The sequence below is a fragment of the Clostridium saccharoperbutylacetonicum N1-4(HMT) genome, from assembly GCF_000340885.1.
GTDB lineage: Bacteria > Bacillota > Clostridia > Clostridiales > Clostridiaceae > Clostridium > Clostridium saccharoperbutylacetonicum.
The window spans coordinates 4,091,671-4,116,536 of the sequence record NC_020291.1 but is presented as its reverse complement, the minus strand read 5'-3'; the positions used below and the strand labels follow the sequence as shown (position 1 = coordinate 4,116,536).

Below are 24,866 nucleotides of genomic sequence, written 5' to 3'. Positions count from 1 at the left end.
TATGTCTAATTCTTGCTTTGGATATCTATACAGTAAATAAAATAGTTTTTACACGAGAGGAGAAAATAATATGAATATAAATTTTCCAGAAGGATTTTTATGGGGCGGTGCAGTTGCGGCCAATCAATGTGAAGGAGCATATTTAGAGGATGGAAAGGGACTTAGTGTTCAAGATGTGCTTCCTAAGGGAATACATGGGGTAAGAACTGAAGAACCTACTGAGGATAATATGAAATTAGTGGGTATAGATTTTTATCATAGATATAAAGAAGATATAAAGCTTTTTGCAGAAATGGGTTTTAAAGTGTTTAGAACTTCCATTGCATGGTCAAGAATTTTCCCAAATGGTGATGAAAACGAACCTAACGAAAAAGGTTTGAAATTTTATGATGATTTATTCGATGAGTGTCATAAATATGGAATTGAACCACTTGTAACAATATCTCATTATGAAACACCACTTGAATTAGCTAAAAGGTATGATGGGTGGAGAAGCCGTAAATTAATTGGCTATTTTGAGAATTATGTAAGGGTAATTTTTGAAAGATACAAAGATAAAGTAAAGTATTGGTTAACTTTTAATGAAATTAATTCAGTTATTCATGCACCATTTGCCAGTGGTGGAATCTTAACTCCAAAAGAGAAATTAACGTTAAGTGATCTATATCAAGCAGCTCATCATGAATTAGTGGCAAGTGCATTGGCAGTTAAAATTGGACATGAGCTTATGCCAAAGGCTAAAATTGGATGTATGATTTTAGGAATAACAACTTATCCTTTAACTCCAAATCCAGATGATGTTATTGCAACAATGATTAAGGATAGAGATACTTTATTTTTTGCAGATGTACATGCTAGAGGAAAATATCCAAGATATATGAATAGATATTTTAAACAACATGATATACATATTAATATGGAACCAGAAGATGAAGAAATACTTAAAAATACTGTGGATTTTATATCTTTTAGTTATTATTCTAGTAATTGTGAAACTGTAAATCCAGATTTAGCTGAAAAAACTGGAGGTAACTTAAGCAGGGGATATAAAAATCCTTATATTAAGGCTTCAGAATGGGGATGGCCAATAGATCCTAAGGGTTTAAGATTTACATTAAATAAATTCTATGATAGATATGATTTACCATTATTTATTGTAGAAAATGGACTTGGAGCTGTAGATGAATTAGTTGATGATGGAAAAGGAAGCAAAGCCGTAATTGATGATTACCGCATTGATTATTTAAGAAGTCATTTACTTGAAGTAGCAGAAGCAATTGAAGATGGAGTCGAATTGATGGGCTATACTTCATGGGGATGTATTGATGTTGTAAGTGCATCGACTTCAGAACTTAAAAAGCGTTATGGTTACATATATGTAGATCGTAATGATGATGGAAGTGGCACATTAAACAGATATAAGAAAAAGTCTTTTGATTGGTATAAGGAAGTCATTGCTACTAATGGAAATAGTCTTCTTAACAGTTAAGTAAATAAACAAAAGTGGAAAGAATAGAGTATAGATAGATTTTTGAGCAAAATTTATCTATACTCTATTCTTGGTTATTTATTAAATAGTTGTATTAAAAAAGCTTCTCAGATTAGCTTAAAATTTATTAGTATGATATACTAACCCTGTATACTTGTGAGAAGGTAGGAGATATTGTGAAATTATTAAGTCATATTAAAAAGATTCCAGCAGGAACAATGATTGTACCTCTATTCGTTTCTGCTATATTAAATACATTTTGTCCTTGGATTTTGAGAATAGGAAGTTATAGTCAAGCATTGCTTTCTGATGATGGCTTAAGAGTAGCTATGTTTTTGACTTTATTATTTACAGGAACACAAATAAAAATGAGTGATATACCAGAGGCTTTAAAACGTGGTGGAAGTCATGTGTTATTTAAATATTTGGCAGGAGCTGGTATTTACATTTGTATATTTCATTTCTTCGGCTATGGAGGAATTTTTGGTGTATGCAGTTTGGCAATTTTATGTGCATTAACAAATAACAATGGTAGCTTATATATGGGATTAATGGAAAGCTATGGTGATCATGCTGATCTTGTTGCAAGACCGATGTTTAACTTGAATTCAGGTCCGATGTTATCTTTGCTAACTATTGGGGTTTCTGGAGGAGGAGTAAGTTATCAAGAATATATAACAATTTTACTGCCATTATGTATTGGGATAACTTTAGCTAACCTTGACGATGAAATTAGAAGAGCTACAAAGAGTGGAAATGCATTAGTGCTTCCAATAATGGGCTTTATCTTAGGTGCAAATATTGACTTAGCTAAAATTATAGAAGGAGGCTTTGGTGGGATTTTCCTTTTTGTTATTGTGATGCTTGTTACTGGACCAGTAGCATTTATTGTAGATAGATTTCTGCTTAAAAGACCAGGGTATGGTGGAATAGCAACTGTATCTGTAGCAGGTAATACAATTGCAGTACCTGCAATGATAGCACAAATAGCTCCTGATTTTGCTCCTTATGTAAAATTAGCTACTATACAAATCTCATGTGCTGCTGTTTTGTCAGCAATATTGTGTCCTTTTATAGTACAATGGTTTGCAAAAAAATTTGGATGCCCTAAATATGAAGAGAATTTTGGAATTAAATTGAGTGGAATTACTGGATAAAAAATATATTTAAATATTTTGTAGTGTTACTGCATAGTTTAAGATATAAAATCATTTGAGGGGAAGAATAGAATGAAGGAATATATAATAGCTGTTGATGAACTTGATAATGAAATTGGTAAGATTGAAAAAATGGAGGCTCACCATAAAGGCGTATTACATAGAGCATTTTCTATATTAGTATTTAATTCTAAAAAGCAATTATTGTTACAAAAAAGAAACATAAAAAAGTATCATTCACCTGGACTATGGACTAATACGTGCTGTAGTCATCCTAGATATGGTGAGAAATTAGAAGAGGCAATTTATAGAAGGCTTAAAGAGGAAATGGGTTTTACATGTGAGCTTAAAGAAATTTTTAGTTTTATTTATAAGGTAGAACTTGAAAAAGATCTTTTTGAAAATGAATTCGACCATGTATTTATTGGAAAATACGATGGGGAAATAATTGCAAATGAGGATGAAGTTGATGCTTTTAAATGGGCAGATATTAGTGAAATTAAAAATGATATTTTTAATAAACCAGAACTATATACTTATTGGTTTAAATGTTTAATAAATAGAACAGAAAATATGTTAAAAGATGTGCTTTAATAGATAGGGACAATGTTTTGAGCATTAATGGGAGTGGGAGAAATGGAGAATACTGATTTTAAATTTGTTTCAGAAGAAAAATGTAGAGAAATTCAAGCTAATTTAAAAACTAAAATTGTTAAAGATAATACCTTTGAGTTAGAGGATATTCATTATATTGCAGGAGTAGATTTGGCATATTGGAAAGATGCTGTAGAAAAAGCAGTTTGCTGCATAGTTATACTGGATTATGCAACAGGAGAGATAGTAGAAGAAGTTAATTGTGTAGGCGAAATTAACTTCCCATATATTTCTGGTTATTTAGCCTTCAGAGAATTACCACTTGTTATGAAATGCAATGAAAAATTAAGTGTTAAACCTGACTTATACGTTTTTGATGGAAATGGATATTTGCATCCAAGACATATGGGGATAGCAACACATGCGTCTTTTTATTTAAATAAGCCAACGATTGGTGTTGCAAAAAATTATTATAAGATTGAAGATGTTGATTTTGTTATGCCAGAAAATGAACAAGGTGCATTTACAGATATCGTCATTGATGGTGAAGTTTATGGACGTGCATTAAGAACCTGCAAGGATGTAAAGCCAATTTTTATATCAATTGGTAATTACATAGATTTAGAAACAACAACTAGCATTATAAATAAATTAGTAAGGAAAGATAGCCATATACCAATACCTACGAGATATGCAGATATTGCAACACATAAAATGAGAAGTATATATAGATAAATATCTTTTTAAAATATCCAGTAATAGCCCTATTTCCATTAGGATTATTACTGGATATTTTTATGCATTTATAACGAGATTATTAATCAATAAATTCAACATCCAAAGAATTTCTTTTAACAAGTCGTTTATATTTATATTTTGGATATCCAACCATAATAGCGCCAGTAATAACTTTGTCTTCAGGGATATTAAATAGAGAAATTAGTGGAGGATAGCTAGAAAATGCACAAAATTCAAACAAGCCAGCCCAGCAAGAACCTAGTCCCATAGTAGTTGCATAGAGTTCAGCATAGGTGAGTTCTGAAATAGTGTTTTCTCGCCCATTCTTAAAATTCTTTGGAGCTGTTGCAATTATTAGATGAGGGGCATTTCTTAAGATTGAGTCTATTCCATCTACTGTATAATTTCTTACATGCCTTGAGAAACTCCAATGAGGAGAAGGTGTTTTTAATTGTTCTTCCATCCATTCAACTATAATTTTAGAAGCTTTTTCTAATATATTCTTATTTTCAACGATAATATAAGAAATACATTGACTGTTACTTGCAGTAGGTGCATAATGTGCAATATTAACTAATTCTAATAATTTTTCCTTAGGTACAGAGGTGTTTTTATAACCTCTTATTGAACGCCTTGATCTAAGAAAATATTCAGCAGTTTTTGAATTTATTACTGGAAAGGTCTCAATAGCAGTTTGCTTTGAGACTGGTGATTTTATATTATCAAGTGCCTCATTTGGACATACAGCAACACATTGTCCACATGCTATGCAATTATTATCATTTATGACTATAGGTCCAGATTTGTCCATTGATAAAACACTTGATGGGCATACATTTGTACAAAGTCCACATTTAATACATTTAGATTGGTTTACATTAATTAAATTCATTGAATTTCACTCCTAATTATTTAACAATATTTTTATCATATTCAAGATCTTGTGATATAATACAATTTATATGATTATATCAATATTAACAAGTACGCACTTTTTAGGAACGTGGTTACCATTTGTATACTATAGGGAGTGGTTAAACATATACGGGGGAATATAAATGATGGAATTTAAAGGTACTCAATATAATTGTTCTATGGAATTAACATTAGATATCATTGGAGGTAAATGGAAACCAATAATTATTTGGGAATTAGGGAAAAAAACTATGCGTTTTAATGAACTAAAAAGAAGGTTACCTAATATTACACAAAAAATGCTAACTCAACAGCTTAGAGCTTTAGAAGAAAGTAAGTTAATAAATAGAGTTATTTATAATCAAGTTCCTCCTAAGGTGGAATATTCACTTACGGATTACGGTTTGAGCCTTCTACCTGTTTTAGCAGATTTGTGTGAATGGGCAATTAATTATAGTAATTTAATTACATGTAAATCTGAAATATAATAATTGCCTTAAAAAACATTGTATCTATAGTTTAAAATAAAGCAGTTTAATATAATTCTAAAAGTGCCAACTAAGAGAGTTGGTGCTTTTTTTTATAGAATGATTTTTGTGAGAAAATAAGGAATATACATATAGTCAATATATTGACTATATGAGAGTTTGATATTATAATTAAATAGTCAATATATTGTCAAAAGCTTACGAACGTGGTAAGTCATCCTGTGAAATAAAGTCTTTTACTTAAAAAATAATTTTGCGAGGAGAATATATTATGAAAATAGAAATATCAAATATAGAAGCACTTATAACTGAAAAAATAGACATAAAGGTATTAGAGCTAATGCCTAATAGTAAAGTGAAAATTACTTTGAAGGCAGAATTGCCATGGTGCTCAGGAGAGGAATATTCCTCTTATGGTGTATTTATATCCAATGAAAAAGGAGAAGTGGATTTAGATTTAATTGAACCTATAGAAGGCACTTATAAAGCTAAAGATAGTATGGGATTGATTTATTCATTGAAAAAAACAAGAACTGTAGGAAAAAATATTGCTGAAAATATCTCTATTGATAAACCAATGATAATGCATATGATATTTGAAACTTCTGATGAAAAAAAGGAACTTGAATTAAAGAGGATTTTTAAAACAGATGATGTTATTGTTAAGAATATATGTGAAGAAGAGTTTAATGGAGAATTATTTTATAAAGAAAATTCTAATAATAAATTAATCTTGATGCTAGGTGGATCAGATGGAAATATGAGTGCAATAAAACTTATGGCAGCACCACTTGCAGCGAGAGGAATTAATGTTCTTATGGTTCCGTATTTTGCAGCTGGAGGATTACCAGAGAAATTAGAAGAAGTGCCATTGGAATATTTTGAAAAAATATTTAAATGGATTGAAAGTAATACAATTGTAAGTTCGAAAGAGATATTTCTACATGGAACCTCTAAAGGTGGAGAATTAGCATTATTGCTTGCATCAAGATACAAGCAAATAAAAAAAGTGGTTGCAGTAGAACCTCATGCATATTGCTTTCAAGCACTAAATGGAATGAATTGTGAAAAGATGGTTTCCTCATGGTCATTTAAGAATAAATCAATTCCATTTATAGAAATTGATAATAATATATTTTTGGAAGATCAAAAGACGGCTATAGAAAATGGAGTGACCTTTGGATTTGCTAGTTCCTATAAAAAAAGTATTGAAAAAGCAACAAATAAAGAGGAAGCAAGAATAAAAATAGAGAATTCAGAAGCTGATCTCCTTTTGATCACGGGAAAGGAAGATAATATTTGGAATAGCTATGATGGTTGTTTGATAATACAAGATAATCTAAAAAAGAATAACTATAAGCATAAAGTGGAGCTATTAACATGTGATGGAATGGGACATCCAATGCCAGTACCATATATTATTCCAATAAGTGATACACTAGCTATGAATATGATGGGAGGAGTGTTTTCTTCAGGAGGAACCATAGAAGGTAATGCAGACGGGCAGTATAAATCCTGGCAAAGAACAATTGGATTTTTTATGGAACCATGAGTATACTGTAAAGATTTTGTATTATTGATATTTCCAGAGTAAAGTTATATAATTTATAGACAATGTATTGACTAAAACCATTGTCTATAGATTATAATTTATGCTTTACAAAGGAGATTCACAGAATGGATTATGAAAAAGAATTTTATTTATTACACATAATGCAACAAGCATTTTCAAGTCTTTTTTCAGTTTCAAATAAACTTCAAGTTTTAGGGGATCAATATTGTGCTCCATTAACATCAAGGCAGTATATGACAATGCTTGCAGTACTTCATTTGCCTAAAGATGAAACTACTCTTATAAACGTGGCTAAAAAGCTCGGAACTACTAAACAAAATGTAACTCAATTAATTAAAAGTCTTGAAAAGAAAAACTTTATATCTATTATGCCAAGCAAAAAAGATAAAAGAGCGGTTAACATTTGTTTAACTGAACAAGGCATTGAGGCTATGATTAAATGTGGAAAAGATGCTGGAGTTAATTTCATGGTAGAAATTTTTAAAGATTTTACTAGGGAAGAAATAGAAACTCTTTGGAAGTTATTAATTAAATTATATAGTTTTGATGGTGTTGAAATGGATGGATTTGAAGAAAATGTTCAAATTCCTAATGTTGATTTGGAAGACGATTTAAAATTAATATTAGCTAACTTTTCTGAAATGAGAAATTCAAGATAATTATTTTGAAAATTTCTTGATTATAAAAAGATTTTCTAGATAAGTTCGCGTGTAAAAAAGACTAATGCTCTTGCAATAAAGAAGGAGAATTTGAGTTATGAAAAATAAAAATTGCAGAGTAATTTATTTTGAGGAATATATACACATTAATGGCATGAACCAATATTTATTTCATGCTGGTAAAAAAGCTGATAATCAAGTGATGTTATTTTTACACGGAGGACCAGGTTTTGCAGAATCTTCACTTTCACATATGTTTCAAGAAAAGTGGGAAGAAATCTTTACAGTGGTACATTGGGATCAATGTGGCGCTGGAAAAACTTTAATTAAGAATCCAGATAAATATCCAACGATGGATTTATTGTTAAAGGATTTATTTGAAATAATTCAATATTTAAAGAAAAAATATAATAAAGAAAAAATTATATTAATGGGTCATTCATGGGGAACTATTCTAGGAAGTGTATTTATTAAAAAATATCCAGAAGAAGTTGCTTACTATATTGGGGTTGGTCAGGTTATAAATATGTTTGATAATGAGCGTTTGGGTTATGAAAAGGTTAGAGAATTGGCGTTCCAGGCTAATGATAAAAGATCATTAAAAATACTTGAAGGCTTAGGTGATTATCCAGTTGGATTATCTGGTATTGAATTTAAGAAGAAATCTGAAAAATTACGTGAAATTCAGGGAAAATATAATCTAGCAGTTAACTTCAATTTATCTGCAGTCATTGAATTAATTAGAAGTCCAATATTTAAGTTAACAGATATTTTTTCATTACTAAAAATAGATAAGGTCAATAAAGAAATAATAGAATATTGGAGAAAATTTAATATAAGATCTGAATCGGCAGAGTACAAAGTACCAATTTATTATATTTTAGGAGAAAATGATTGGCAAACTCCATATGTTCTTGCAGAAAAGTATTTTAAAATCATTAATTCACCACATAAAAAAATGTATTTAATACCTAATGCAGGACATATGACTATGGTAGATCAACCTAAGTTGTTTTTTGAATCATTGTTAGAGATAAATCTGAACAATTAAAATTTTTAATTTCATTTTCAGGGTATTATCATAATGTTAAATAAAAAGTAAGATAATACCACTAAACAGTTAATATTTGATAAGAGTGGCTCTTTTTACTATTTTTATAGAAAAGTATAATAGTAAAATAAAGGAGTCACAATTATGAATAATTATATTATAGAAGAAAGTAATGAAAATGAAGCAGAATTAGTTGTAGAAAATTTGGTGAATTATAATTTATCTAAAGTTCCTCAAACTCAGCAGCAAGCTTTTGTATGTATAAATAGAATTATCAAGAATAATGATAGTGAAATTATTGCAGGAATAAATAGCAAAATGTATTGCTGGAATTGCCTCTATATAGATTCTTTGTGGGTTGAGGAAACTTTTAGGAAAGAGGGAATTGGTACTAAACTTTTAAATGAAGTCGAGCAAATAGCAATAGGTCAAGGATGCAAGTTAATTCATTTGGACACATTTGATTTTCAAGCTAAAGATTTCTATATAAAGCAAGGATATGAAGTTTTCGGAGTATTAAATGAATGTCCTCATAATCATAAACGATATTATATGAAAAAGAATATAAAATGATAGAATTATAATTAATTTAAAAATGAGATAAAACATATTATTACTTATGACGGTTAAAATAATTACTATGTTATAAATTTTTTGAAAATGAGAGGGTTTTATGAAAAAGTATTTAAAAATAAATGATAGTACATTACGTAAATTATATGAAATAAATTGGAGAGAACAGCTTATTCTTGTTGGTTGTTTATTATTTTTTTGACCAGTAGGATTATATCAGATGTGGAAAAATAGGCATTGGAATATAATTATTAAATCAATAATAACAGGATTTTATATAATTTTAGTAGTACGATTTGTATTATTTAGGTAAATTAAAATAACACGCAGAATGTGTGCCTTATTATATTTTATATACAAAGAATAATAAAAAAGTTAGTAAGCGTCAATGAATTAGTAAATAGAATAGAATGACTTCCATTAATATAGTATAGAAAATGATTTGATGAGGAAGCCATTTTATTATGAAATTTTTAGACTATAATTTCTGCTGAAAACATATAGGTCGTAAATATGACGCTTACGTGAAATTATATTTTATTATTTTGCTTCTTTTAATATTTCTATTCCTAATTTAGATTTCTTTTGGATTTCTTCGATAATAGTATCTATGTACGTAAAAATTTCTTTTGATAATTTTTCAGCCTGAGAATATAAGTCATTAGCATGTTCTTTGTCATGTCTTTTTATAGCCTCAATAACTTTAGTCCCAGTGTTATGTAATTCATGATGTATTTTATCAATAGCCGTCCAATATGGTGCAATATCTGGGTGAGAAATATTAATAGAATTATAGAAATGGCCAAAAGCACATTTTTTTGAATTTGTTTGTATTGGATAAATTTTCATCTCAGTTAAGATTTTTCCTAAATTACCCATCCATTTGTTATGAGCTTCTTTTGCTTTTACTAAAGCATTTACAAGTTCATTGTTTGAGAGCGCATTTATTCCACCGTTTAAGGAGGATATCATTTCTTTAACTATTTCGCTTAATTCAGTATCAATCATTGATATTTGTTTAGCATTTTCAGCACTTTCAACGGCATCAGTATGAATTTCTTGTGTCATATAATTTAATCTTTCTGCATCTTTAGCTGAAGAGTCCATTGCAACATTAATTTGTTTAGTTGCCTCTCTTATTTCTTTCATCGATTCTGACAACTGATTAACATCATTAATAGTTTCTTTTAATAATGATACATTTTCAATAATGGTATCATTAATTCCATCTAATTTTGAATTCATGTTCATAGTAGAAGTAATTGTATGCTCCATACTATCTCGACCATTTGTAGCTGCAACATGTATATTGTTAACAAAAATTCTCATATCGTTTAAATTTATTTTTGTATTATCTGCAAGTTTTCCAATTTCCTCAGCAACAACAGCAAAACCCTTTCCAGCTTCTCCAGCACGTGCAGCTTCAATTGATGCATTTAGAGCTAGGAGGTTTGTTTGTTCTGCTATTTCTTCTACACCATCAACTATTTCATTAACTTTTGCTACCATTTGAACTAAATTTTTAATCTGTTCACTTAAATTATTCATATCTTCAACAACATTTTCTTTTAAGAGTTTAATTTCCTTTAGTTCATGCATACCTTCATCATTTTTTTCGACTAAAGCCTTTGAAGATTCTGATAACTGATTCATTGTGTCTGATGTAATATTGATAGAATTATTGACTTGATTCATATTTGCTGTGATTTCTTCAACTACTGCAAGATTAGATTCACTCACAATAGACATATCTTTTGCAAAGTCAATTAACTTATTAGAAGAGTAGCTTGTTTTGACGTCAAAGTCGCTTAGTGAAGAAGTATGTTCTAACATTTTCTTAGCACTAACTGACATTTTCTTCTCTCCCTCTAAAAGTCTATCAAAATGAGAAAAAATAGTCTTATGAATTGGATAATCTATTATTGGTTTATCACTATCCTTACCACTTAATCTATCTTCAACATTTTTAATAATACATTCTGCTTCATGACATGGTGCTTTTCTAAATAACATATTATTTTCCCCTCCCTATTTTTAAAATGTATATATACTATTTTATCATAATTTTACGTTTACACACAGCAATGGATGAGTATAAATTGTTAAATTGATGTAAGATAAAAACATGTTAAATGTAATGTTAACTTGACATGAAAATCTAAGTTGAATATAATTTATGTAAGGTAAACATTACAGGAGTGATTGTTAATGAAAAATAAATTAAAAGAATATCGTGAAGCTGTTGGATTAACACAAGAACAGTTGGGAGAACTTGTAGGAGTATCGAGACAAGCAATAAATTCTATTGAAACAGAAAAATATGAACCATCTATATGGTTAGCTTATGACATTTCACGAGTATTTCACTGCTCAATAGAAGAGGTGTTTCTTTTTGAACAAAGTGAAAGAAAATCAAGAGCAGAGTTAAGCAGGAGGGCAATATAAATGGCATTAAGGCAAATTAGACTTTTTGGTGATGAAGTATTAAGAAAGAAAAGCAGAGAAGTTGAGGTGGTAGACGAAAAGATAAGACAGCTTCTAAATGATATGGCTGAAACTATGTATAATGAAGAAAATGGTGGGGGATTAGCAGCACCACAAATAGGTATACTAAAAAGATTAGTTGTTATAGATATGGGAGAAGGATTAATAAAATTAGTTAATCCCAAGATAATTAGTAAGGAAGGCAGTCAAGAAGTTATTGAGGGATGTTTGAGTAATCCTAATGTATTTGGAAAATTATTAAGACCAAAAACAGTAAAAGTACAGGCGCTTAATGAAAAAGGTGAAGAAATAATATCAACTGGTGCAGGAGATTTAGCAAAATGTTTTTGCCATGAAATAGATCATTTAGATGGTATTCTTTTTACAGATTTTGTTACTGAATATTTAAAACTTTAATTATGGGTATATTGAGGAGAACCAGGTCTAGGTAGAGGAGGTTCTCCTTTTGGTTTTGTGATTTGAAAAAGCTTTGAACTTTAATGATTTATATTAAAATAATCAATAAGAATTAGAGATATAACTATTTACCAGATTTATAAAGTCCTTAAGTAAAGGATTTATTTGTAAATTTTTATTGGCTATAAACTTAACTTCCAATTCAGAAAACTCATTTTTCAAATCATAAATAAAGAATTTATTGTTGTTAGGCAAAATACTTTTAGGTAAAAGAGATATGCCAAGTCCGTCAGCTATACCTCTAAGAATAGATTCTAATGAATCAAATTCAATAATATGGGCTGGTTTAGAATTATTATAAAGTAACCATTTTTGTAGAAGCTTGCGATAAGGGCAAATTTTATCTGAATTTATTATTATAGGAGAAGTTAAATGATTTACATCAGTAATTGGTACAGAAGATACTAGTGCAAGCTTTTCTTTGAAAGTAAAAATTTTTTTTATTTTTGAAGAGGAAATTTCACCAGATATAAAAGCCCCATCTAATTCAGCTTTTTGGATAAAGTTAACTAAAACTTTTTGAGTTTCTGTTTTTAAAGTTAAAGGCACTTCTGGATTTTTCTCATAAAATAGAGAAAATATTTTAGGTAAAATAGATGCAGAAATAGTCTGAGTAGCGCCTATTTTTATATTAGAAATAATTTTAGTAGGAATAAATTCTTCATTAACTTCATCTATTAATTCTAAAATTTTATCTGCATATTTAAGCAGTTTTTCTCCATTCGATGTAATTATAGTACCTTTATTATTTCTAATGAACAAAGTAGTGTTCAAGTTATTTTCAAGCAATTTAATTCTCATTGTAATATTTGATTGAGCATAACCAAGTTTTAAAGCGGCTTTTGATATGGATTTCTCATAAGCAACTGTCTGAAATATTCTTAAATCGTTAATTTCCATAATATAAGAACCTTTCGTTATAATTAATTTATCTTTGATATCATTATTAGTGATATTAAAGATTAGTTATAAGTATTATACAATTTTTATATGGGGAGTTAAACTGTAATTGTTAAAAATAATAAATGAATTGAGAATAAAATAGAACTGAAAAGGAGGCTGAAAGCCAATGATAGCAATGCAATATAATATTGGACTACCTAGTGATTATAATATGAGAATAATAAGGGATAGAGTGAAAAATAATGGGTATAAAACAGATAGTTTTGAGGATTTAAAATTTAAACTCTATTTAACAACAGAAAAGGGAAAAAATAATAATTTGCAAAATAGCTACTGTCCTTTATATATATGGAAAGATAGCAATGGATTAAATAAGTTTTTGTTTAGTGGTTTTTATGATAACATAATATCTTCATTTGGATGGCAGAACGTAAATATAGGAATACCATTAATTGATACTACAACATTTAGAATTAAAGATTGTAAATATTTATTTGAAATAATTAGAGAAATAAAGCCACAAGAAAGTCTTAATAATTTTAAAGATAAAATAATGGAGCATATACCAAACATTGAGGAAACAGAATTTCTGGTTATTTATAATCCTGATAAATGGAAATATCATGTATTTTTCTTTATTGATGATTTAAGTAAGATAAGAGCACTAGATGGAACTATTTATGATATACTTCACATATCGCAAGAATGACTAAATAAATATTGATACTTGTTGGTTGAAGATTGCGCAACTTATCTGTGCATATATTTATATTTTATTCAATAAAAACTGAGTTTGTTTTTTCTCATACTAACATTCAATACTAGACCTAGAGACATAAAATTTACAAGGATTGAACTTCCACCATAACTCATAAATGGAAGTGTAATGCCTGCAACTGGCATAATTCCAATAGTCATACCGATATTTTGAAATATTGAAAATAGGAAACCAGAAGCTGTACCAACACAAATAAGACGACCAAGAATATCTTTAGCTTCTTTTGCTAATTTAATCATTTTATAAATTAATATACTGTATAAGGCTATTAGAAAAATAGCACCTATTAGCCCCCATTCTTCTCCAACTACTGCAAATATAAAGTCAGTATGAACCTCGGGGATAAAGCCACTAGAAGCACGAACTCCTTTTAGAAAGCCAGCACCCAATAATCCACCAGAACCTATGCCAATTATGGATTGCATCAATTGAAAACCTGAATCTTGTTGATAGGATTCTGGATTTAAAAATACAAGTATTCTTTGCTTTTGATATGCTTTTAAGATATTACTAAACCATATTATAAGACTTAGTGGAATTACAGCTGCAAAACCAATAGCAAGAATTTTTAAATCTAAATCAGAAATAAAATATATTCCTAGTGTAATAAAAAAGCAAATAAGAGTCATCCCTAAATTTGGTTGAATAAGTATTAAAAACATCGGAATAAAAGCATAGAAAGATAAAATAACAAAGTTTTTAGGTTTATTTATATTTCCTTCCATGTCATCTAATTTTTTTGCTAATATTAAAATTAGTCCGAATTTTACAAATTCACCTGGTTCTATTGCTCTATTTCCAATTCTTATCCATGATGAAGCACCTTTTACTGCTTTGCTAGTAACATCGTTATATAATAGTAGAGCTATCCCAGACCAATAAATTATGCTTGAATATTTTCCTAGAGTATTATAGTCAAATATTAGAATGAAATATACTACTGCTAGTCCAAGAATTAACCAAAATATTTGCAGTTCACCATAATGTGCACCAGAAACTGAATATGTTACACTATAAATATTTATAATTCCAAAAATAGTAATGAGAATAGCTGTTACAAGCATGGTTACATCTAATTGTTTTAAAAGTTTTTTGTTAATTAAAAACTTATTCATTTGAATCTCCTTGTTAAAAAAATGAAATAACTAATATCTAGATTAATTATGTATTAGTTTATGAGAATAAACAATTATTAACAATAAATCTTAATTTTAATTTAATATATATGTAAAATTAAGAGTATTTCTTAATAATTTAGAAATATTTAGATATAGGTTGTTGTTTCATATTTATTGATGACTTAAGTAAGATAAAACATTAGATGGAACTATCTGTGAGATACTTCAGATATGACAAGAATTATTAAATAAATGTTGATACAGTTTAGTAATTAGTGTGCAAAAAAGCACCGAATTTCTTTTGTAAAATTCGGTGTCTTTTTAAGCGTCTATTTTGTTATAGATATCCAAATGAATAATCAAACTTATAAATGGAATATGCATACACTCTTGAGAAATTATAATCGTAACCCTACACTAGAAATACGATACATTTTTCTGGAGCAGGCATGTGAAATTGAGCTGATGAAGGTTCTTAATGGGGGCTTGTTTCATTTCAGCTTGTCTAGATTTTACATCTAGAACACGCTGGAATGACGACAAGCCCATATTTAGAACCTTCCAGCGAAAATTTCACTAGTCCTGTAGAAGACAAATGTATTGGATTTCGGTAAGTTTCACATAAGTCTAATTCTTGCTTTGGATATCTATATGGATTCAGTTAGTTCTTGTTAAATATCATAGTGTATTCAATCTCATTTGTTTCTTCACTAAAATGTTCATCTAAAACTTTAAAACCATTTTTATAATAAAAATTCACTGCATTTTTGTTTTTAATAAACACATCTAATTTAAGAACTAAATATTTGGATTTACAATAATCTAGTAACTTTTTACCTATGCCTTCTCTTTGATATTCCTTTTTTACAAAAAGGCCAGCTATATAATTTTCTTCCATAACTCCTATAAAGCCTTTTATAATATTATTTTCTTCAAATATATAAATATCAGCTAAAGGCAGCATTTCTTTAACTAAATTATAATTATTAATCCAGTATTTATTCTTTATAAAATTATGGGCATCTATATTAGTGTCAAGCCAAATTTTCATTACTGAGTCTAATTTACTTAAATTAAAATTTTTAATCATACTATTCTCCTCAATTTTTTTAATTACTAAAAATTAGAGTCGAATCCACTCATCAAGTTCACCCTTTCTTCTAACTGTAATTTACTTCTTAATTATAACATATTTTATGAATGTTGCATTATTCAAGAACTGAATAATGAAATGCTTACAATTTATGTTATAATTGATTAGAAATATTAGCTTTAATTATATAAATACTCGAAATTAAATATAGCAATAGGTGATTCGTATGGGAAACAATGTAGTGAATTTAGCTTAAAAATAAACTATGTAAATAATAAATATCATGAAGTGAGGTATGCAATAGATGATTAAAGAAATTGAAATGCGTAGGAGTATTAGAAAGTATAGTGATAAACCAGTGGAGGATAATCAAATAAAAGAATTACTTGAAAGTGCAAGGCTTGCTCCATCAGGTAATAATACTCAGCCGTGGAATTATATAATAGTAAAATCTGAAGAAATGAGACAAAAAGTAGTAGAGGCTTCTCATAATCAAAAGTGGATGTTAACAGCTCCAGTATTCATTGTATGTGTTGCAGATATACGCTGTAGGATAAAAGAAGAAGACGTTTATTTAGATGATAATAGTCCAGAAGATGAACTAAAAAGAATAATTAGAGATACCTCGATTTCAGTAGGATATATGTTGTTAGAAGCTAATAATTTGGGATTAGGGGTTTGTTGGGTTGCGGAATTTACACAAGAAGAAATTAGACCAGTCTTAAATATCCCTACTGATAAGTATGTAGTTGGTGTTATAACAGTTGGTTACCCAAATGAAAATCCTAAAGCTCGTCCAAGAAAAAAGCTTGAAGATATGATTCATTATGAATGTTGGTGATTATATAAATAAAAATAAATAAAAATAAATAGTTGCTTTTTAAAAGAAACGCTGTTATAATTAGTTTTGTAAGAAAAAAGGTTTTTTATAGATATTATGCATTTCTCCTTTTAGAGAATTATATGAGTCGATATTAATCTTTAATTTAAAAGGAGGAATTTAACATGGAAGATAAAACTTTAGTATGTAAAGATTGTGGAAATGAATTTGTTTTCACAACTGGAGAACAAGAATTCTACAAAGAAAAAGGATTCGATAACGAACCTGTAAGATGTCCAGATTGTAGAAGAGCTAGAAAACAACAAAATAATAGAAGATAGTTCATGTTATTTTTAGAGTTATGAGATTTTCTTGTAACTCTTTTTTGTTGAACAATTTTAAATAGAAATTAACTAAAATATATATCAAATTATGTATCTAATAAAACAATACAGTGGTAATATATATAATATAAATTACAAAAGAATTAAATCAGGGTAGGTGGTGTAATTGGATAATACAATAGTAGTTAAAGCTATGAAAGAGTCAGATATAGATCAAGTACTCAAATTATGGAATGATATTTTTGGAACAACATTTTTAGAGAGTTCTGTTACAAAAAGTGATTTAATAATATATTTGAAGAAAAATCCAGATGCTAGTTCTGTAGCTTGTACAGATGATGGAAAAGTAATAGGGGCACTATTATGTGGAAGCGATGGCGTTAGAGGATATATATATCATATTGCAATATATAATGAATATAGAGTTAATGAAATTGAAAAAAGGATGTTGGATCGTTCTTTGTCAAAGTTAAAAGAAGTTGGAATAAAAACAGGCTTTATTTTTACTAAAAGTAACAATCATGAAATGGATGCAAATTTCAATTCTATAGGGTGGGTTGTAATTCCTAACGAACTTAATTTAGGTAATTAACTATAAATGAATAATTAATTGTATAAATGACATATTAATAAATAAGTAATTATGATTGGAGAAATGAAAATGAGCAATATAATTCAATTTATGACTTCAAATAAACTAATGCTTTTATTATTAATATGTTGGTCAATTATTTGGAAGGGAGTAGCTCTTTGGCGCTCTGCCCGCAATAAACAATTAATATGGTATATTGTCTTATTAATTGTTAATACCCTTGGAATTTTAGAAATAATATATCTAAGTTTCTTTAAAAAGAAACATGAAAATTTATAATATAGTAATTTAAAAATTTAAAAATTGTTGATGAAGATAATAGGTAAAGATATTAATATACTTAAAGTAATATGTAATATGTGAGATATAGAACAGCATAAAGATGTTTTATATCAAGCATAGAACGTATTAGACTTAAGGTTATTAATATCTTTTTATGTTTTATATGTAAATAATTCAATCTATTCTTCATTTATGTCTAGTCTATTAATCATCATATCGCTATATTTTACTATTTCTTCAATACTGAGAGGCATATTATTTTCAAGCCACCAAATAGCTAAATTAACCATTGCGGAGGAATAAAATTCTGAAAGAATTGGTATGGGAATTGAAAATATTACGCCATTAGCTTCATTACTTACCAATTTTGCTTTTGTGCGTTCACCTACTGATTTTTGAAGTGATTTCATTGCAAAACCATTATTTGGTAATCCAACAGAATACATCTTTACATTCTCTTGCATATGTTCTAAAAGAAGTTTAAATAAATTTACATAGTATTGCCTTGGATTGTTAATTGGAGTTTGCTCCGTACTATTCTTTTCTAAGTTTTCAACCAATTCACTAATCAAAGAGTCAAGTAGATGATATTTATCTTCAAAATGCTTATAAAAGGTGGTTCGATGAATCATAGCCTTATCGCAGATATCAGAAATGTTAATATTATCAAAACTTTGTTCGGAAAGTAAAGATATTAAGGCTTCAGATAATAGTTTATGTGTCCTTCGTATTCTTAAATCAAGAGTTTTATTATCATTCATAAAGTCCCTCCTATGAAATAATCTACACATCGATAAAGACTGTAGTCTAACTATATAGATTAAAGTTATTGTTTCTTGATAACCTTCATATAACAGTATATAGTATTTATCATACAATTGTAAAGTTTTTATACATATGTAGATTAAAACATTTTTAAGTATTTCAATAATGAAGAGGTGGATATTAATGAGAAAACATATAAAAAATCTGATTGCTGTTGGAATTGCAGTAAATATTATGAATAGTAGTATTATACCAGTATTTGCAGCTGAATCTACATCTACCGAAAGTAAAAATATCTCAAAACAAATGCAAAATTATACTAGTAGTGGAGAAAACATAAGTATTAGTCAAGGGATACATGGTGATGTAAATAAGAAAGTTCTAAAACTACCTGATGCAATAAATGCGGCAATAAGTAATAATGATAAATTTGCATTAAAGGCAACACAAATAACATATTATCGAAATAAAGAAGATCTTCAAGAGAAAAGCACTGATTTTAATAAATCAATAGCAGGAGATAATTACTCTAGTGATGTATATGATTATCCTTACGATAAACTTGAATTGCAAGAAAAGCAGACAAAACAATCAAGGGATTTCATGATGGATCAAATATCCAGTGATATTACAAATAAATATAATGATATGCTGTTGAAGCAAATTGACATAGATAAAGCTAAGAGAAACTTGGAACTGAAGAAGAATGAGTTAGTTTATTTAAAAGAAAAACTTTCTTTAGGAATGGCAACTGAAAATCAAGTTACTGATGCTGAAGTTGAATTAAAATCATTACAAGATGATATAACTGCAAAGGAAAATTCCTTAAGTGATGCAAAAGATTATTTTAAAGTACTAACTGATTTAGATTTAAAGAATGATTATACTCTTGATTACGATCTTGATTATACAAAATTCAAAATATATGATTCAGTTGATGATTATGTGGATTCTAAACTCAGCGCTTATTTTGAATATGATAATAAAATATTAGATTTAACTAAAGACTATATTAAAAATTTAAAGGATGATGGAATAAAGGAAAATGTTGATAAAGATGCAGTAACAGCAGCAGCACCTAATCAGACTGATACAAAGTATCTTTCACGAGATGCGGCTGGGAATATTAATTTTAATTATGGACAATTTGCGTGTGATTCCTTACTTTATGCTAAAGATCAATTAAAATACTATAATGCTCTCAAGTCTTATGAAGGTTATTTAGATGGAAAATATCAATATGATGAAGCAAAAGTTAAGTTAGACGATACGAAAAAGAATCTAAAAAGTATATTAAAACAAAATTATTCAACATTACTTGATATAGAAAATAAAATAGATAATTTAAAAGAACAAGTTAATTCAACAAATACAAAGCTTGGATTTGCAAAAGCACAAGTAGATATGGGATTAATGCTTCAAAATGATTATGATAAACAAGTTGTAGCTAGTGAAGAATTAGATACTGCCTTAAGAAAACTTGTTTATGCTCATAATAACTTAAGAGATAGTATTCAAACACCATGGATACTAGGTAACTAATAAATTTTTTTGAATAAGCAAAATTATGTGTGGAAATAAACTTAATAATATTATTTTGTACATATGATGTGGTTAATATAAGGAGGATATATGAATAAAAAGATAATAGCTATTTGTTTGGTATTTTTTAATTTTACAATACTAAGTGGATGTAGTGGTAAAACTGATGCAAAAACTGATGCAAAAACATATCCAGTAAAAACTGCAGAGCTTCAAAATCAAAGTCACCCAGTCAATTTGGAATATCAAGGTATAACTGGTGGGAGTGAAGTAAGAAAGCTTTCTTTTAAAAGTCCAGCTAAAATTTCAAAAATATATGTTATAAAAGGACAACATGTAAAAAAAGGAGACAGTCTTGTTGATTTAGATAAGAGTGATTTGAATTTAGCAGAAAATGCAGCAAAGGCCCAAATGGATGCAGCACAGGCTCAATACGATAAAGCTTTAAATGGAGCTCAATCTGAAGATATAAATAAAGCTGAAATAGCAGTGAAAAATGCTCAGGATGAATATAATTACTGTAAGGACTTATATGATAAAACTGTTAACTTATATCAAATAAAAGCAGCTACACAGCAGCAGGTTAATGATATTAAGATAAAATTAGACGGTAGTGAAAGTCAGCTAAATGCAGCTAAGGAAACATTAAATCAAGTTAAAAATGGAGCAAGAGAAGAGGATAAACAAGCAGCATTGGCAGGGGTTAATGCGGCAAAGGCTAATTATGATTCAAAGGTTAATTTGGTTCAAGATGCATCACTTACAGCAGATGAAGATGGATATGTAGTAGATGTTCTTTGTAAGGAAGGAGAACTCCAACAAGCTGGATATCCAGTTGTATTAATTAGAAGTGAAGATCAAGTTGTTACTGCAGGTTTATCAGATGATGATGTTAAGAAAATACAGGTTGGAACAAAAGCAGAAGTTAAAATAGATGATGCTACTGCTGATGGAGAAGTTATAAATATGGTTCAAGCACCTGATAGACAAAGTGGAACTTACAGTGCAGAAATTAAAATTTCAAATCCAATTGATAATAATAAATATTATATAGGTCAATCAGTGAAGGTATATATTGAAAATGGAGAAAAGAGTGGGATATGGATTCCAATTACCAGTATTTTGAATGATGGACAAGATTATGTATATGTTGTGGAAGATGGACGTGCTGTTAGAAAAAATGTAACTTTAGGAGATACAAATGAAAATGAAGTATGTGTAGATGGATTAAAGGTTGCAGACAATCTCGTAACTGAGGGGATGAAAAATATAAAAGCTGGATATCAGGTTTCAGCAGAGTAAAGGGGGATGAATTATGGGATTGATTAAAGCGGCTATAAAAAATAAAAAAATAGTATTATTTTTAATAACTATAGCTATTTTAAGTGGATGTTATTGCTATTATATTGTTCCTAAGCAGGAAATGCCAGATGTTTCATCTCCAGCAGCAATGATTACAACAGTTTATCCAGGAGGTTCTCCTAGTGATATAGAAAGTTTAGTTTCAAAAAAAGTTGAAGAAAAAGTTGAAGAGATAGATGGTTATGATTATTGTGAGTCTTACTCTGTAAATAATGCTTCAATAGTTGTTGTTTTTTTAACTAATGATTGTGATAAAGAAAAAGCCTGGCGTGATATGAGAGATAAGGTAAAAGATTTAAAAGCAGATCTCCCAGATGGCTGTCAAGATAGTGATATAAATACGAATCTTACAGAAACTGCTGGTATGATTCTAAGTGTATCTGGCGATAATTATTCCTATGAACAATTGGGAAATTATGCAGATGATATAAAGAAACAGCTAAGCAATGTTAGTGGTATTTCAAGATTTGATATAAAGGGTAAACAAGATAATCAGGTAAAAGTGGAAGTGGATTTAAATAAGATAAATAAATATCCAATTTCTTTTGAAGACATATGTGGAGCATTAAAAGCTCAAAATATAGATATTCCTTCTGGAAATTTAGATTTAAAAACTGGAAAAATAAAGGTTCAGACACCTGGAAGCTTTACATCTCTTAAGGAGATAGAAGATACAGTGGTAAATGTTTCGACTGACACTGGACAAACTATTAGAATTAAAGATATAGCCAAGGTTTATATGGGATACGATGATGATTCAAATTATAAATTTACTTCTAATGGAGAAAATTCCGTATTAATTGCCGGTTACTTTCAAGATAATAAAAATATAGTTTTAATAGGTAAGGACATTACAAAAAAAATAGATGAGATAAAAAAACAATTACCACCAGATTTGAAAATAGAGCAAGTTACTTTTCAGCCTAAGGCTGTAGATGAATCAGTTTCTTTCTTTATGGAGAACCTCAGGGATGGTGTAATTCTTGTAGTTATAACTGTTTTAATAGGAATGGGATTTAGAAATGCGATGGTAGTATCAGCAGTAATTCCTATATCTATAGCAATGTCATTTATTGCTATGAATCTCCTTGGTATTAAAGTCCAGGAAATGTCTACCACAGCACTTATTATAGCTCTTGGAATATTAGTAGATGATGCGATTGTAATAGGCGATGTTGTGCAGGTGGGTATTGATGAAGGCATGTCTGGAGATGAAGCCGCTTTTCATGGTATTAAAAAATTATTTGTGCCTGTATTTACATCTACATTGATTATTATTGGTGCTTTTGCACCGCTTTTAAATATACCTGGAGGAGCAGGAGAATTCTTAAGAACTTTGCCTCAGGTAGTAATGATATGTATTGCATGTTCTTACTTATCAGCACTGTTTGTAACTCCCGCTATGGCATCTATATTTTTTAAGAAAAGTAAAGCAGTTGAGAAGGAAAGTAAAATCAAAAGGTTTTTCCATAAACTTTTAACTTACGGACTTAAGAATAAAATAAAGATTATTACAATATGTTTATGTTTGTTTGCCGTATCCATAGGTTTGCTAAATTCAATAGGAACGAAGTTCTTTCCTTATGCAGATAAAGACATTCTTTATATAGACATTGCTAATGAAAAAGTAGATAATATCGACAGCACAAGTGAGTTAGTAAAACAAGTTGAGGATATAGTAAAATCAGATGAAGATATTACAAGTTATACTTCAGCCATAGGTGGTGCTGTGCCTAAATTTTATATTACTATACCTCCTCTTGCACCAGCAAAAGATAAAGCTCAAATTATGATGAATATAGACTTAAATAAAACTAAAAAGTTTAAGACAAGACAAGAATTGGCTGAGTATTTACAAAGTGAAATAGATAGTAAAATATCTGGAGGCACTGCAACAGTAAAACTATTAGAACAAGCAATGCCAACGGGTGCACCTGTTCGTATAAGACTTACAGGAGATGATTTAGATAAGCTTTACGCAACTTCAGATCAAATACAAGAAAAATTAAAGGGTATTCCAGGAACTACAAATGTTAGAGATGATGCAGCAAAAAAGACTTATCAATATAAAGTAAATATAGATAGTACTAAGGCAGTACAGCATGGTTTATTAAAATCTGATATAGAAAAGCAGATAAGCATTGCTATAAGAGGATATGGAGCTTCTGTATACAGAAAAAATGGAAGTGATTACGATATACTAGTTAAAAGTAATGCAGCATCAGTTGAAGATTTGAAAAATTTACAAGTGAAATCTAGCCTTGCAAAAAATAAGGTATTGTTATCAGAAGTAGCAACTATAAGTCTCGATTCACAAATAGACCAAATAAAACATTATAAGAAAGATAAAACTGTAACAGTATATAGCGATATAAAAACTGGATATAATGCTGTTGACGTAGAAAATGCATTAAGCCCGGAAGTAAATAAGATGGATATAGATGGTATAAATGTTATTTATGATGGTGAGAAATATCAAATAGACAAAAACTTCACAAGTCTTGGTATAGCTGCAGCTATGTGTATACTGATAATTTATGTTATTTTATTTGTTCAATTTAAATCTTTCTTGCAGCCACTTATAATAATGTGTGCACTTCCACTATCATTAATAGGAGTGACAGTAGGGCTTCGAATATTTAATATGCAACTATCCTTGACTGCTGTAATGGGGATAATAAGTTTAATTGGAGTAGTTATAAGAAACGGTATTTTGCTTGTGGAATATATAATTGAAGGAAGAAATGAAGGACTTTCAATAGATGAAGCATGTTTGCATGCTGTAAGTCAAAGATTTAGACCTATAATATTAAGTTCAACAGCAACAATTACAGGGCTTATACCTCTTGCATTTTCTCACAGTGCATTATTTGGGCCTATGTCTGTAACCATAATATTTGGACTTGGATCAGCAACTTTCCTTACATTTGTAGTTGTTCCAGTGGTATATTCACTTGTTAACACAAAGTTAGAAGAAAAACCAATAGATATTAAATCAAAGTTTAATAAAATAAATTTTAAAGCATTGATGTTCTGGAAAAAGTAGTATTTAATATTTTAATTTAACAA

Annotated in this window: 25 protein-coding genes; 19 read left to right on the top strand and 6 right to left on the bottom strand. The window is 28.9% G+C overall.

The window, feature by feature from the left end; all coding sequences use genetic code 11:
* Positions 1–70: 70 nt before the first annotated feature.
* From CSPA_RS18475 to CSPA_RS18460, 4 genes are all read left to right on the top strand, one after another.
* The gene (locus CSPA_RS18475; RefSeq protein ID WP_015393879.1) at positions 71–1,489 is read left to right on the top strand and encodes a glycoside hydrolase family 1 protein; all 1,419 of its coding nucleotides are present in this window, start codon (positions 71–73) and stop codon (positions 1,487–1,489) included.
* Positions 1,490–1,665: 176 nt separating this feature from the next.
* Complete coding sequence (locus tag CSPA_RS18470; RefSeq protein WP_015393878.1) at positions 1,666–2,646, top strand: 2-keto-3-deoxygluconate permease; 981 nt, start codon at positions 1,666–1,668, stop codon at positions 2,644–2,646.
* A gap of 72 nt (positions 2,647–2,718) precedes the next feature.
* Complete coding sequence (gene idi / locus CSPA_RS18465; RefSeq protein ID WP_015393877.1) at positions 2,719–3,240, top strand: isopentenyl-diphosphate Delta-isomerase; 522 nt, start codon at positions 2,719–2,721, stop codon at positions 3,238–3,240.
* Positions 3,241–3,282: 42 nt separating this feature from the next.
* Positions 3,283–3,975: an endonuclease V gene (locus CSPA_RS18460; protein ID WP_015393876.1), complete on the top strand. Its 693-nt coding sequence runs from the start codon at positions 3,283–3,285 to the stop codon at positions 3,973–3,975.
* A gap of 82 nt (positions 3,976–4,057) precedes the next feature.
* Here the strand turns inward: CSPA_RS18460 and CSPA_RS18455 are convergent, their stop codons facing one another.
* Entirely contained in the window at positions 4,058–4,870 is an 813-nt protein-coding gene (locus CSPA_RS18455) for a nitroreductase family protein (protein ID WP_015393875.1), read from the bottom strand.
* Positions 4,871–5,036: 166 nt separating this feature from the next.
* Between CSPA_RS18455 and CSPA_RS18450 the strand changes: the two genes are divergently transcribed.
* The 5 genes from CSPA_RS18450 to CSPA_RS18430 all read left to right on the top strand — a co-directional run bounded on the left by CSPA_RS18450 (position 5,037) and on the right by CSPA_RS18430 (position 9,237).
* Positions 5,037–5,381 carry a winged helix-turn-helix transcriptional regulator gene (locus CSPA_RS18450; protein ID WP_015393874.1) on the top strand — a complete coding sequence of 115 codons (345 nt, stop codon included), beginning with the start codon at positions 5,037–5,039 and terminating at the stop codon, positions 5,379–5,381.
* A 271-nt stretch (positions 5,382–5,652) separates the two neighbouring features.
* Positions 5,653–6,933: an acyl-CoA thioesterase/bile acid-CoA:amino acid N-acyltransferase family protein gene (locus CSPA_RS18445; RefSeq protein WP_015393873.1), complete on the top strand. Its 1,281-nt coding sequence runs from the start codon at positions 5,653–5,655 to the stop codon at positions 6,931–6,933.
* A gap of 125 nt (positions 6,934–7,058) precedes the next feature.
* Positions 7,059–7,613: a MarR family winged helix-turn-helix transcriptional regulator gene (locus CSPA_RS18440; protein ID WP_015393872.1), complete on the top strand. Its 555-nt coding sequence runs from the start codon at positions 7,059–7,061 to the stop codon at positions 7,611–7,613.
* Positions 7,614–7,710: 97 nt separating this feature from the next.
* Positions 7,711–8,664 (top strand): alpha/beta fold hydrolase, encoded by a 954-nt coding sequence (locus CSPA_RS18435; protein WP_015393871.1) that lies wholly within the window; start codon positions 7,711–7,713, stop codon positions 8,662–8,664.
* Between the two features lie 144 nt (positions 8,665–8,808).
* Positions 8,809–9,237: a GNAT family N-acetyltransferase gene (locus CSPA_RS18430; protein ID WP_015393870.1), complete on the top strand. Its 429-nt coding sequence runs from the start codon at positions 8,809–8,811 to the stop codon at positions 9,235–9,237.
* Between the two features lie 540 nt (positions 9,238–9,777).
* Here CSPA_RS18430 and CSPA_RS18425 read toward each other — a convergent pair.
* A complete protein-coding gene (locus CSPA_RS18425; RefSeq protein WP_015393868.1) occupies positions 9,778–11,250 on the bottom strand; it encodes a methyl-accepting chemotaxis protein in 1,473 nt (490 codons plus the stop codon).
* Between the two features lie 195 nt (positions 11,251–11,445).
* On the opposite strand from CSPA_RS18425, the gene CSPA_RS18420 reads away from it, so the two are divergent.
* Both CSPA_RS18420 and def read left to right on the top strand, forming a co-directional pair.
* Positions 11,446–11,682, top strand: coding sequence for a helix-turn-helix transcriptional regulator (locus CSPA_RS18420; RefSeq protein ID WP_015393867.1), 237 nt, complete (start codon positions 11,446–11,448; stop codon positions 11,680–11,682).
* Positions 11,683–12,138: a peptide deformylase gene (def, locus tag CSPA_RS18415; protein ID WP_015393866.1), complete on the top strand. Its 456-nt coding sequence runs from the start codon at positions 11,683–11,685 to the stop codon at positions 12,136–12,138.
* 102 nt (positions 12,139–12,240) lie between these two features.
* On the opposite strand, the gene CSPA_RS18410 is transcribed toward def, so the two are convergent.
* Positions 12,241–13,098 carry a LysR family transcriptional regulator gene (locus CSPA_RS18410; protein WP_015393865.1) on the bottom strand — a complete coding sequence of 286 codons (858 nt, stop codon included), beginning with the start codon at positions 13,096–13,098 and terminating at the stop codon, positions 12,241–12,243.
* Between the two features lie 169 nt (positions 13,099–13,267).
* On the opposite strand from CSPA_RS18410, the gene CSPA_RS18405 reads away from it, so the two are divergent.
* Positions 13,268–13,810, top strand: coding sequence for a DUF4865 family protein (locus tag CSPA_RS18405; RefSeq protein WP_015393864.1), 543 nt, complete (start codon positions 13,268–13,270; stop codon positions 13,808–13,810).
* 68 nt (positions 13,811–13,878) lie between these two features.
* Here CSPA_RS18405 and rodA read toward each other — a convergent pair whose 3' ends face one another.
* Entirely contained in the window at positions 13,879–14,994 is a 1,116-nt protein-coding gene (rodA, locus tag CSPA_RS18400; RefSeq protein WP_015393863.1) for a rod shape-determining protein RodA, read from the bottom strand.
* A 664-nt stretch (positions 14,995–15,658) separates the two neighbouring features.
* Entirely contained in the window at positions 15,659–16,087 is a 429-nt protein-coding gene (locus CSPA_RS18395) for an N-acetyltransferase (protein WP_015393862.1), read from the bottom strand.
* A 307-nt stretch (positions 16,088–16,394) separates the two neighbouring features.
* Between CSPA_RS18395 and CSPA_RS18390 the strand changes: the two genes are divergently transcribed.
* The 4 genes from CSPA_RS18390 (at position 16,395) to CSPA_RS30625 (ending at position 18,125) form a co-directional block, all read left to right on the top strand.
* Positions 16,395–16,931 (top strand): nitroreductase family protein, encoded by a 537-nt coding sequence (locus tag CSPA_RS18390; RefSeq protein WP_015393861.1) that lies wholly within the window; start codon positions 16,395–16,397, stop codon positions 16,929–16,931.
* Positions 16,932–17,095: 164 nt separating this feature from the next.
* Positions 17,096–17,251 (top strand): zinc-ribbon domain-containing protein, encoded by a 156-nt coding sequence (locus CSPA_RS18385; RefSeq protein WP_009169078.1) that lies wholly within the window; start codon positions 17,096–17,098, stop codon positions 17,249–17,251.
* Between the two features lie 169 nt (positions 17,252–17,420).
* Complete coding sequence (locus CSPA_RS18380; RefSeq protein ID WP_015393860.1) at positions 17,421–17,846, top strand: GNAT family N-acetyltransferase; 426 nt, start codon at positions 17,421–17,423, stop codon at positions 17,844–17,846.
* Positions 17,847–17,897: 51 nt separating this feature from the next.
* The gene (locus CSPA_RS30625) at positions 17,898–18,125 is read left to right on the top strand and encodes a DUF5652 family protein (RefSeq protein ID WP_341350648.1); all 228 of its coding nucleotides are present in this window, start codon (positions 17,898–17,900) and stop codon (positions 18,123–18,125) included.
* Between the two features lie 182 nt (positions 18,126–18,307).
* Here CSPA_RS30625 and CSPA_RS18370 read toward each other — a convergent pair whose 3' ends face one another.
* Complete coding sequence (locus CSPA_RS18370) at positions 18,308–18,889, bottom strand: TetR/AcrR family transcriptional regulator (RefSeq protein ID WP_015393858.1); 582 nt, start codon at positions 18,887–18,889, stop codon at positions 18,308–18,310.
* Between the two features lie 187 nt (positions 18,890–19,076).
* Here CSPA_RS18370 and CSPA_RS18365 point away from each other — a divergent pair, with 187 nt between their 5' ends.
* From CSPA_RS18365 to CSPA_RS18355, 3 genes are all read left to right on the top strand, one after another.
* The gene (locus tag CSPA_RS18365) at positions 19,077–20,435 is read left to right on the top strand and encodes a TolC family protein (protein ID WP_015393857.1); all 1,359 of its coding nucleotides are present in this window, start codon (positions 19,077–19,079) and stop codon (positions 20,433–20,435) included.
* A gap of 90 nt (positions 20,436–20,525) precedes the next feature.
* Positions 20,526–21,737, top strand: a complete 1,212-nt coding sequence (locus CSPA_RS18360) for an efflux RND transporter periplasmic adaptor subunit (RefSeq protein ID WP_015393856.1) — start codon at positions 20,526–20,528, stop codon at positions 21,735–21,737.
* A 13-nt stretch (positions 21,738–21,750) separates the two neighbouring features.
* Positions 21,751–24,843, top strand: a complete 3,093-nt coding sequence (locus CSPA_RS18355; RefSeq protein WP_015393855.1) for an efflux RND transporter permease subunit — start codon at positions 21,751–21,753, stop codon at positions 24,841–24,843.
* Positions 24,844–24,866: the final 23 nt, after the last annotated feature.

Coding starts and splice junctions, on each gene's coding strand:
- CSPA_RS18475 (WP_015393879.1), top strand. CDS start 71: ATGAATATAAATTTTCCAGAAGGATTTTTATGGGGCGGTGCAGTTGCG.
- idi (WP_015393877.1), top strand. CDS start 2,719: ATGAAGGAATATATAATAGCTGTTGATGAACTTGATAATGAAATTGGT.
- CSPA_RS18460 (WP_015393876.1), top strand. CDS start 3,283: ATGGAGAATACTGATTTTAAATTTGTTTCAGAAGAAAAATGTAGAGAA.
- CSPA_RS18455 (WP_015393875.1), bottom strand. CDS start 4,870: ATGAATTTAATTAATGTAAACCAATCTAAATGTATTAAATGTGGACTT.
- CSPA_RS18450 (WP_015393874.1), top strand. CDS start 5,037: ATGATGGAATTTAAAGGTACTCAATATAATTGTTCTATGGAATTAACA.
- CSPA_RS18445 (WP_015393873.1), top strand. CDS start 5,653: ATGAAAATAGAAATATCAAATATAGAAGCACTTATAACTGAAAAAATA.
- CSPA_RS18440 (WP_015393872.1), top strand. CDS start 7,059: ATGGATTATGAAAAAGAATTTTATTTATTACACATAATGCAACAAGCA.
- CSPA_RS18435 (WP_015393871.1), top strand. CDS start 7,711: ATGAAAAATAAAAATTGCAGAGTAATTTATTTTGAGGAATATATACAC.
- CSPA_RS18430 (WP_015393870.1), top strand. CDS start 8,809: ATGAATAATTATATTATAGAAGAAAGTAATGAAAATGAAGCAGAATTA.
- CSPA_RS18425 (WP_015393868.1), bottom strand. CDS start 11,250: ATGTTATTTAGAAAAGCACCATGTCATGAAGCAGAATGTATTATTAAA.
- CSPA_RS18420 (WP_015393867.1), top strand. CDS start 11,446: ATGAAAAATAAATTAAAAGAATATCGTGAAGCTGTTGGATTAACACAA.
- def (WP_015393866.1), top strand. CDS start 11,683: ATGGCATTAAGGCAAATTAGACTTTTTGGTGATGAAGTATTAAGAAAG.
- CSPA_RS18410 (WP_015393865.1), bottom strand. CDS start 13,098: ATGGAAATTAACGATTTAAGAATATTTCAGACAGTTGCTTATGAGAAA.
- CSPA_RS18405 (WP_015393864.1), top strand. CDS start 13,268: ATGATAGCAATGCAATATAATATTGGACTACCTAGTGATTATAATATG.
- rodA (WP_015393863.1), bottom strand. CDS start 14,994: ATGAATAAGTTTTTAATTAACAAAAAACTTTTAAAACAATTAGATGTA.
- CSPA_RS18395 (WP_015393862.1), bottom strand. CDS start 16,087: ATGATTAAAAATTTTAATTTAAGTAAATTAGACTCAGTAATGAAAATT.
- CSPA_RS18390 (WP_015393861.1), top strand. CDS start 16,395: ATGATTAAAGAAATTGAAATGCGTAGGAGTATTAGAAAGTATAGTGAT.
- CSPA_RS18385 (WP_009169078.1), top strand. CDS start 17,096: ATGGAAGATAAAACTTTAGTATGTAAAGATTGTGGAAATGAATTTGTT.
- CSPA_RS30625 (WP_341350648.1), top strand. CDS start 17,898: ATGATTGGAGAAATGAAAATGAGCAATATAATTCAATTTATGACTTCA.
- CSPA_RS18370 (WP_015393858.1), bottom strand. CDS start 18,889: ATGAATGATAATAAAACTCTTGATTTAAGAATACGAAGGACACATAAA.
- CSPA_RS18365 (WP_015393857.1), top strand. CDS start 19,077: ATGAGAAAACATATAAAAAATCTGATTGCTGTTGGAATTGCAGTAAAT.
- CSPA_RS18360 (WP_015393856.1), top strand. CDS start 20,526: ATGAATAAAAAGATAATAGCTATTTGTTTGGTATTTTTTAATTTTACA.
- CSPA_RS18355 (WP_015393855.1), top strand. CDS start 21,751: ATGGGATTGATTAAAGCGGCTATAAAAAATAAAAAAATAGTATTATTT.